Genomic DNA, 6,804 nt, shown 5'->3' with positions numbered 1-6,804 from the left:
CCGGCTGCTCGGTGACGGCGACCGGCTTGGGCGCCGCGGCGGGCTGCCCGGCACCGGGGCTCGGGGTGTCCTGGGTGGCTGCGGCGGTGGGCTCGGGGTTGTAGTCCGTCAGGAACTCGTGCCAGCTCGGATCCACGGACGAGGGGTCGTCGCGGAACTTGCGGTACATCTCCTCGACCAGCCATTCGTTTTGCCCGAATGGTGAACTGCTGTTGCTCACGGCCGCTGTTCGCCTCAATCCTTTTGTCCTGCAGGCTCTATCAAGAGCTATCGCCCCGACGCCTGCGACTCTGCGCACCTCGGTTGACGAGGTACCTCACACCCGCGGCGGACTATTACGTTTCCGCCTCATAAAGGCTAACCCTTCGCGGGTAATTCGCCAGCGTGACCACCGAGCGCTACCGACTCACCTCGCGCACCGTCGGCAACACGTGCAAGGGGTTCGGCCAGCGCGGCGGCGGGGTGCCGAATGCCTGGCGCGCATTGCGGACGATTTTCTTTCCCACGATGCGGTTGCCGCCGCCACCGACCACGGCGCCGATGCCGACGGGCAGCATTTTGCCGAACATCAAAGCGCCGCGTCGCAGCGCGTATCGCTTGACGAAGAATTTGAGCATCCGGGTGTTGAGCCGTCCCAGGCTCGACAGCGGCAGCGAGGCCATGCCCTCGGCCAGCCAGCCGCCGTTGGTGCGCGCCGGGCCGATCAGTTCGCCGATGGCCCGCTTGCTGTCGTCGCCGACCAGGACGGACAGCACCAGCGCGCGACGCCGCTCGTGGTGATCGGCGGGGATGCCGTGGACCTGGGCGGTCGACAGCACGAAGATCGCGGTCGCTTCCAGGAAGAACACGGTTTCACCGGCGCCCGCCGACATCGCGGTCAACGTCCCGATCCCGGGGAAGGTGGCCGCCGAACCGACCGCGGCGCCGCTGGCCGTCAATGCGGTCAGGTAGCGGTTCTCCAGCTTGGTGATGATCTCGGCGGGGCTCGCGCCCGGGTAGGTGCGGCGCAGCCGGGCCACCAGGGCCTCGGCGGCCGGGCCCTGGATCCGCGAACTACGCTCGATGACCTGCGCCAATGCGCGCGTAGATGCCTTCGGGCGACCGGGCGGCACGTTATCGGGCGGTTGCTCGGATCGTCTCAGGGATCTGAGCCCTGACCTATTGCGTCGCGCGCTCATGGGTGCCTCTCTTAGCGAATGGCGTTCCTTCCAGGCTAACGCGAGTTTGCTGAACGCGGCGCAAGCGCCGATGTGTGCGCGTCTGCCCGACCGCCGGCGGCGGCCGGCCGGCCGACCCGGAATAATGCAGGCTGGACACCGCTCGAGCCGTTGGTCGGCTGCGGCTGAGGGAGTCGCTGCGGTGCAACACCTGCTCACGGCGGCAAGCCGGTCGCCGGGCGCTGAAGCGAGGTGAGTGCATGACCACGGCCACGTCCGGGTCGTCCGGGCAAGCCCGGCGCGCGGGGCCGAGTCGTGCCGATATGGCCGCGGACCAAAAGTTCCTTGCCCGATCGGGGCCGCGCGGCAGCCGAAACCCGTGGCACGCACTCTGGGCGATGATGATCGGGTTCTTCATGATCATGGTCGACTCGACCATCGTCGCGATCGCCAACCCGACCGTCATGTCCGACTTGCACATCGGATACGACGCCGTGGTCTGGGTGACGAGTGCCTACCTGCTCGGTTATGCGGTGGTGTTGCTGGTGGCCGGCCGGCTCGGTGATCGATTCGGCCCGAAGAACCTTTATCTGATCGGTCTGGTGGTGTTCACCGCCGCCTCGTTGTGGTGCGGGCTGGCCGGCAGCGCCGGCATGCTGGTCGCCGCTCGGGTCGTGCAGGGCATCGGCGCCGGGGTGCTCACCCCCCAGACCCTGACGGTGATCACCCGGATCTTCCCGCCGCAGCGGCGCGGGGTGGCGGCCAGCGTGTGGGGGGCCACCGCCGGGGTCGCCAGCCTGGTGGGGCCGCTGGCCGGCGGCGTACTGGTGGACGGGCTGGGCTGGGAGTGGATCTTCTTCGTCAACGTCCCGATCGGCATCGTCGGGCTGGCACTGGCGGTGTGGCTGGTGCCGGAGCTGCCCACCCGGGCACATCGGTTCGATCTGGTGGGCGTCGGCTTGTCCGGGGTGGGCACGTTCCTGATCGTGTTCGGTCTGCAGCAGGGCCAGTCCGCCGGATGGCAGCCGTGGATCTGGGCGACGGTCGTCGCCGGTGTCGGGTTCGTCTCGGCGTTCGTCTACTGGCAGTCGGTGAACACCCGGGAGCCGCTGATCCCGTTGGAGGTGTTCACCGACCGCGATTTCAGCCTGTGCAGCCTCGGGGTCGGCATCACCTCATTCGCGGCCACGGCGTTGATGTTGCCGGTGACCTTTTATGCGCAGACGGTGTGCGGGTTGTCGCCGACCCGCTCGGCGTGGCTGATCGCGCCGATGGCGATCGCCAACGGTGTGCTCGCGCCATTGGTCGGCCGGATCGTCGACCGATATCACCCACGGCCGGTGCTCGGTTTCGGCTTTTCGGTGTTGGCGATCGCGCTGACCTGGCTGGCGTTCGAGATGGCCCCGGACACGCCTATCTGGCGATTGGCGTTGCCGTTCACTGCAATTGGTGTCGGGATGGCGTTTGTGTGGTCGCCGCTGACGGCCACCGCCACCCGTAATCTGCCGCCGGAGCTGGCCGGCGCCGGCTCCGCTGTCTACAACTCGGTCCGCCAGCTCGGGGCGGTGTTCGGCAGCGCCGCGATGGCCGCGTTCATGACGTGGCGCATCGGGGCCGAGCTGCCCGACGGGTCCGAACGGGACGCGGGGGATGGCGCTATCGCGTTGCAGTTGCCCGAATTCGTGCGCGAGCCCTTCTCGGCCGCGATGTCGCAGTCGGTGCTGTTGCCCGCGTTCATCACGCTGTTCGGGATCGGCGCCGCCCTGTTCCTGATCGGCTTCGCGCCCGCCGGCGTCGGTGCGGCGCCCCCCGACTTTGACGATCGCGATGACGATGACGACTACATCGAAGTCATCCTGCGCCGCGAGCAGACCGGCGAGCCGGCCCCGGTGAGCGCACCGCCCGAGGTGCTGCACACCGACCCCGTCGAATCGCGCCGCCGCCGCCGCGACGACCCGCCGTCGCGGCCTGAACCGATCGGGTTCGCCCACAACGGGTCTCACGTCGACCGCGAAAAGCGCTTCCGGCCTACCGGCGACCTGCCGCCGCACTGGCACGGTCCGGCCACCCGCAGCGATCGCAGTGCGCCGTCGCCGGGGCGCCGGGTGAACGGCTCCACGCGGGCCGCGCGGGGTCCGCGCTACGGCCCGGACCCGGACGACGACGCAAGAGGTAGCGGCCGGCATTCCTCTGGTAGGTAGGCCGCTCAGGCGTTCGCCGTCAGCGCCAAGAAGCCGCCCAGTTCCAGCAGGCCGGCCGGCGTGGTGGGCAGGTACTCGGTCAGCAACTCCGAACGCACGATCACCGCCGCGTACTGTGCCCGGCTGACTGCGACGTTCAGCCGATTCCTGTTGAGCAGGAACGAGATTCCGCGTGGCACCTCGTCGGCCGACGATGCCGTCATCGAGATGAAGACCACCGGCGCCTGTCCGCCCTGGAACTTGTCGACGGTTCCGACCCGCACCGCGCCCAGACCCGCGGAAGCCAACCGCTGGCGCACCAGCGACACCTGAGCGTTGTACGGCGCCAGCACCAGCACATCCGGGGCGACCAATGCCCTGGTCCCGTGCTCGTCGGTCCAGGCGGATCCGAGCAGCCGGCGGATCTCGGCGACGATCGCGTCGGCTTCCTCGGGGCTTTCGACTGAATTGCCTTGGTGGCGAACGGAACACACGCGTACGCCGGGCTCACAGCCGTCCAGGCGCCGTGCTGCGGTGCGCTCGGTCACCGAATGCAGCCTGCCTTCGTACGACAGCTCGGAGACCGCGGCGCAGACCGCCGGGTGCATCCGGTAGGACAGGTCCAGGAAATAGCCGCGCTCATCTGGTAGCGTGCGCTGACCGTCGACCAGCCAATCGAGCGCGGACGAGTCGACCGGCTCGGGATGAGTGCCCTGACTGACCTGCGGCAGCTGCTGGGGGTCGCCGAGCAGCAGCAGGCTGTCGGCCGCCGGCGCCACCGCGATCGTGTTGGCCAGGCAGAACTGGCCGGCCTCGTCGATGACGAGCAGATCCAGGCTGCCCGGCGGAACCCGATTGGCGTTGGCGAAATCCCAAGCCGTACCCCCGATCACGCATCCGCTGGTGGCGGCGATGAATGCGCCGTACTCGCTGCCGTCGATCTCCTGCCAGCGCGGCCCGTGGTGGTCGTACTTCTTCTTCGCGACCCGGCCCGGTTCCAGCCCGGCGTCGAGCACGGCGTCGAGCAGGTTCTCCACCGTGGCGTGCGACTGCGCCACCACACCGACGCGCCAGCCGTGTTCGGTGACCAAGCGGGTGATCACCTGCGCGGCCGTGTAAGTCTTTCCGGTTCCCGGCGGGCCGTGCACCGCCAGGTAGGACGACCCGAGGTCCAGTGTCGCGGCGGTGATGTCGGCGATGGCGTCGCCGGTGCGCGGCAGCGCGGCGCCACTTTTGGTGCGGGGCGCGCGGCGCAGCAGCAGGTCGATCATCGCGGTGCGGGGCAGCTGCGGCAGCCCGGCGGCCACCGCGGTCGCGGTGGCTTCGATCGATTCGCGCAGCGCGGTGGTGGGAAGCGGCGGGCCGGGTGTCAGCGCGAAAGGTAGTTGATGAAAGGCGTTGCCGTCATTGCCGATTCGCTCCAGGATGACGACTTCGGTGGGGACTGCCGGATCGTCGACCTCGACGACGGTGGCCCGTCCGGCCGCCCGCCGGTCGGGATTGTCGGTCATGTTCGGCGGGGCCGGTGCCTCATAGAGCGCGAACACGTCGGTCATCAGGTCGCCGCGGGCGAGCTCACCGCGCAGCGTCACCCGCCGCTGCGGCTTGCGGGCCCGCGGCGGGGTATGCCAGTCCACGCTGACCGTTGCCTCGACGGCGACAAAGACGTCGGTGTTGTCCGCCCATTCGTCGACCGGGAAGTTCAGCCGGTCGAAATGCGCCCACCAGAACGGTTTGTCCTCCCGCCGGTGGTAGCCGCGCGCCGCGCCCACCAGCGCGACGGCGACCTGCTCCGGCGTGCGGTCGCCGGCCGCGGCGTCCCCGGTGAACGCGGCCAGCGTCGCCGCCAGCTCGTCGTGATCGTCGACGGTGTCGTCGCCGGAAACCGGCTGGGCGCCAACCGGTGTGATACCGGATTCCCAGGCGCGCACCAACAGCCAGTTGCGCAATTCCTGCGTCGAGCGGCAGTCGTAGTGGTTGTAGTCCTCGATCTCCTTGAGCACCGTTTCGGCTTCGCCGGCTCGGCCGGCGTCGCGCAGTTCGCAGCACTTGGCGTAGGAGGTGATCGAATCGGCGGCCGTGGTGACCTCCCCCGAGCGCAGCTGGGTGCCCATGTACAAGGGTTCGAGGGCCTTGAGGCTGAACGACTCGGCGCCGGATCGAATGCTCTTGCGCACCAACGGGTACAAGTCGACCAGGATCCCGCTGCGCAACAGGTCGTCGACCTCGTCCTCGCCGACGCCGTAGCGTCCGGCAAGCCGCAACAACGCCGTCTTCTCATACGGCGCGTAGTGGTAGATGTGCATGTTGGGCCGGCGCTTGCGGCGCTTTTTCACCATCGCCAGGAAATCGACCAACGCCTTGCGCTCCTCGACCCGGTTGTGCGCCCACAGCGGGTTGAACTTCCCGGCCGCGTCCAGCACGCCGAACAGGTACTCCAGGCCCCAGTCCTGGCCGTCGGCGGTCCACAGCGGATCACCCTCGAAGTCGAAGAACAGATCGCCGGGGTCGGGCTCCGGCAACAGCGCCAGTGGTTGCGGATCGACGACCTGGAACTGCGGAACGCCGGTATCACGTTGCCGGACTTGCAGTTTCGCCTGAGCAGTCAGCTTGTCCACCACGCTGGGCGCCAGATCGGGCACCGGTCCGCGGTGTCGGGCCAGGTCGGCGACCGTGGCGATCCCGGCATCAATCAGCTTGTCCCGCTGGCTGATTCGCATCCCGGCCACCAGCAGCAGGTCGTCTCCTGCCTGCACCTGCTCGACGCAGAGCGGACAGCGAAAACACGCCCGCACGCCGTCGTCTTCCCAGCGCACCGCCGTCCCGGCGGCGTAATGCTCGTCGAGGAGGCGCTGCAGCAGCGCGCGCTGGGATCGAAAGACGGGGATCAGATCGCGGACGCGATAACGCACGATCGAGCCGTCGCCCAGCCGCAGCTCGGCCTCGTCGGCGACGGACACGCCCATCCCGGTCAGCGCGTCGGCGTAGGCAGCCAGCTGCAGCAATGCGGTGACCTTGGGGGAGCGGGCCAGCTTGGTGTCGACGAGCCGATACCGTTCACCGTCGGCAACCAGGAAGTCGGCGAACCCGACGAAGCGGCCGTCGAACATCGCCGCCTGATACACCACCGGGGCGCGGTTGGCGATCGCGCGCCGCGTCGCCTCGGCGGCTGCGGTCAGCCCGGCCAGGGTGTAGGCCGGACGGCCGATGACGGCGACACCATCGGCGAACTCGGTGCGCAGCCGGTCGAGTTCGCGTTGCTCGTGCTCGTCACCGAGGGCGGCGGTGCGCGCCAGCAGTTCGTCTTCGACGTCGACGGCGGGGCCCCAGCCCAGCTTGGCATCGAAATTCCGGAGCAGGGCGTACTCGCATCGGGCGGCCGCGGCCAGGTCCGACGCGCTGTACACGATGCTGTCGTCGGTGACGAACACAGCAGCCACTGTAGGTGAGGCGACCGACAGCGACGC

Annotated in this window: 4 protein-coding genes; 1 reads left to right on the top strand and 3 read right to left on the bottom strand. The window is 69.0% G+C overall.

The genetic code is table 11. The features are described from left to right. The coding region (locus BN973_RS21725; protein WP_036470812.1) for a 2-oxoglutarate dehydrogenase E1 subunit family protein at positions 1-220 on the bottom strand (220 nt) is incomplete at its 3' end. 178 nt (positions 221-398) lie between these two features. Continuing rightward, entirely contained in the window at positions 399-1,178 is a 780-nt protein-coding gene (locus BN973_RS21720; protein ID WP_198048953.1) for a hypothetical protein, read from the bottom strand. Positions 1,179-1,417: 239 nt separating this feature from the next. Here BN973_RS21720 and BN973_RS21715 point away from each other — a divergent pair, with 239 nt between their 5' ends. Further along, positions 1,418-3,358: an MFS transporter gene (locus tag BN973_RS21715; protein WP_036470810.1), complete on the top strand. Its 1,941-nt coding sequence runs from the start codon at positions 1,418-1,420 to the stop codon at positions 3,356-3,358. 5 nt (positions 3,359-3,363) lie between these two features. Here the strand turns inward: BN973_RS21715 and BN973_RS21710 are convergent, their stop codons facing one another. Then, entirely contained in the window at positions 3,364-6,768 is a 3,405-nt protein-coding gene (locus BN973_RS21710) for a TM0106 family RecB-like putative nuclease (RefSeq protein WP_036470809.1), read from the bottom strand. Positions 6,769-6,804 lie beyond the last annotated feature (36 nt).

The sequence above is a fragment of the Mycobacterium triplex genome (assembly GCF_000689255.1).
Taxonomy (GTDB): domain Bacteria; phylum Actinomycetota; class Actinomycetes; order Mycobacteriales; family Mycobacteriaceae; genus Mycobacterium; species Mycobacterium triplex.
Note: the sequence above shows the minus strand (reverse complement) of the source record. Positions and strands in the feature narration are given on the sequence as shown.